General features: G+C 72.8%; 1 protein-coding gene and 1 pseudogene. Both read left to right on the top strand.

What is annotated here, in order from left to right:
* The first annotated feature begins 183 nt into the window (after positions 1 to 183).
* Positions 184 to 1,854, top strand: a complete 1,671-nt coding sequence (locus D9C15_RS33000; RefSeq protein ID WP_128003690.1) for a methyl-accepting chemotaxis protein — start codon at positions 184 to 186, stop codon at positions 1,852 to 1,854.
* Positions 1,855 to 2,088: 234 nt separating this feature from the next.
* A pseudogene (locus tag D9C15_RS34295) lies at positions 2,089 to 2,212 on the top strand (chemotaxis protein CheW); the annotation flags it as partial.

The raw sequence follows: 2,212 nt of genomic DNA, 5'->3' as shown, positions 1-2,212 counted from the left end.
AACGGCGCGGTCAGCCAGCTCGACCAGATGACCCAGCAGAACGCCGCCCTCGTCGAGCAATCCGCCGCCGCCGCCGAGAGCCTCAAGGACCAGGCCGCACGCCTGGCGCAGCTGGTGGGTGCCTTCCGTACCGAGTCCCGCCGGGACGGCCTTGCCGTCGCCGCCTGAGCGAAGAGAGTTGTCATGAACCACGCCAACACCCTGTCCGTCGGACGCACCGATCCCGCCGCCCATGCCCGCCAGGCCGACGCGGTGATGCTGGGCACCCTGGTCGCCTACGCGGCGGCCGCCCTGGCGATCGGCAGCACCTACGGATCGTTCGGCCTCGCGCTGGGCGTCTCGGCGCTGCTGCTGGGGCTGGGGGGTGCCGCCGTGGCGCTGGCGCGCGGCACGCTCGCCTCGCGCCTGGTGCTCGGGCTGGCCCTGTCGGCGGCGGTGGCGCTGCACATCCAGCTCGGGCGCGGCACGCTCGAGTTCCACTTCGGCGTGTTCGTCACGCTGGCGCTGCTGCCGATCTACCGCGACTGGCGGCCGATCGTCGCCGCAGCCGGCTTCTTCGCGGTGCACCACGTGCTGTTCGACCGCCTGCAGGCGGCCGGCCTGGGCGTCTACTGCACGCCCGAGCCGAACCTGCTGAAGATCGTGATGCACGCCGCCTACGTGGTGGTGCAGACCAGCCTGGAGGTGGTGATCGCGGTCCGCATGGCGGCGATGGCGCGCCAGGGCGAGGAACTCGCCGCGCTGGTGCGCGCGGTCGATGCCGGCGACGGCGTGTCGCTGCAGGTCGACCATGTCGCGGTGCGCGAACCCCTGGCCGCGGCGCTCAAGCAGACCCTGACCCAGATGCGCGGCACGCTGCTGCAGGTGAAGTCCGCGTCGGGCAGCGTGCGCCAGGCCAGCGGCGAGATCGCCGGCAGCAGCCACGACCTGTCCTCGCGCAACGAGCAGGCGGCCGCGGCGCTGCAGCAGGCCGCCGCGACCATGGGCCAGATCACCGACACGCTGCGCCAGGGCGCCGAGTCGGCGCGCCATGCGCACGAGCTGGCGCGCAACGCCGGCGACGTGGCCGGCCGCGGCGGCGCGGTGGTGTCGCAGGTGGTCCAGACCATGGACGCGATCAACACCGACTCGAAGAAGATCGCCGACATCATCGGCACGATCGACGGCATCGCCTTCCAGACCAACATCCTGGCGCTGAACGCCGCGGTGGAAGCGGCGCGCGCCGGCGAGCAGGGCCGCGGGTTCGCGGTGGTCGCGAGCGAGGTGCGCAGCCTGGCGCAACGCAGCGCCACGGCGGCGCGCGAGATCAAGCACCTGATCGGCCACAGCGTCGAGCGGGTCGACGCCGGCGCGCGCCTGGTGGCCGATGCCGGCAACACGATGAACGACATCGTGGCCTCGGTGCAGCGCGTGACCGACATCATCGGCGAGATCACCGCCTCCAGCAGCGAGCACTCCCAGAGTGTCGGCCAGGTCAATGCCGCGGTCGCGCAGCTCGACCAGATGACGCAGCGCAACGCTGCGCTGGTGGAGCAGTCCGCCGCCGCGGCCGAGGGCCTGAAGGACCAGTCGGTCAGGCTGAACGAGGCGCTCACCCGCTTCCAGCTCGGCAACGACGCTGCACCGGTACCGGCAGCGGCACCGGCCCCGGCTGCACCGGCGGCCCCGCGCCCGCTCGCCAGCGCCGCCCGGCGCGCATCCGCAGCGACGCCGAAGCAGCCGGCCAGCCGCCCGGCCGCGCCCCGGCCGGCCCCGCTGCGCGTGCCGGCCCCCGCCGCCGCCGCCCCCGCCGCCGCACCCGCGGCACCGGTCGCAGCCGCCGGCGCGCCGGATGCCGACTGGGAAACCTTCTGATCCCCGGGCCGCGCGCCGCGGCCTCTCCAGACCCGGCAGGCGCAACCCCTCGCGCCAGCCCATCGAAACCGCCTTCGGGCGGTTTTTCTTTTGGCACGGCCCCATCCGGCTCGGGTCGGGACGATTTGAAGCGGGAATGAGTCACATGTTCGCCCATTCGATCATTGATATGGGTGAAGGCTGTCAAACGCTGTCCGATAACCCATCCGTTCCCATGCAGTTCCGGAGTGTTGGATGGACCTGATCAGTGACCTCAGGCCGGCGGCCCGGCCCGACGCCGCGCAGGCGGCGCAGCCCGTCGGCGGCGAGTTCCTCACCTTCCGCCTCGGCGACGAGGAGTACGGCATCGACATCCTGC

Source organism: Piscinibacter defluvii (genome assembly GCF_004011805.1).
In the GTDB taxonomy this organism is placed as follows: Bacteria; Pseudomonadota; Gammaproteobacteria; order Burkholderiales; family Burkholderiaceae_C; genus Piscinibacter; species Piscinibacter defluvii.
The sequence above is the reverse complement of the archived record's forward strand: the minus strand, read 5'-3'. Positions and strand labels throughout refer to the sequence as shown.

What these genes read in the sequence shown, in the direction of transcription:
- D9C15_RS33000 (WP_128003690.1), top strand. Translation starts at nt 184, where the DNA reads ATGAACCACGCCAACACCCTGTCCGTCGGACGCACCGATCCCGCCGCC.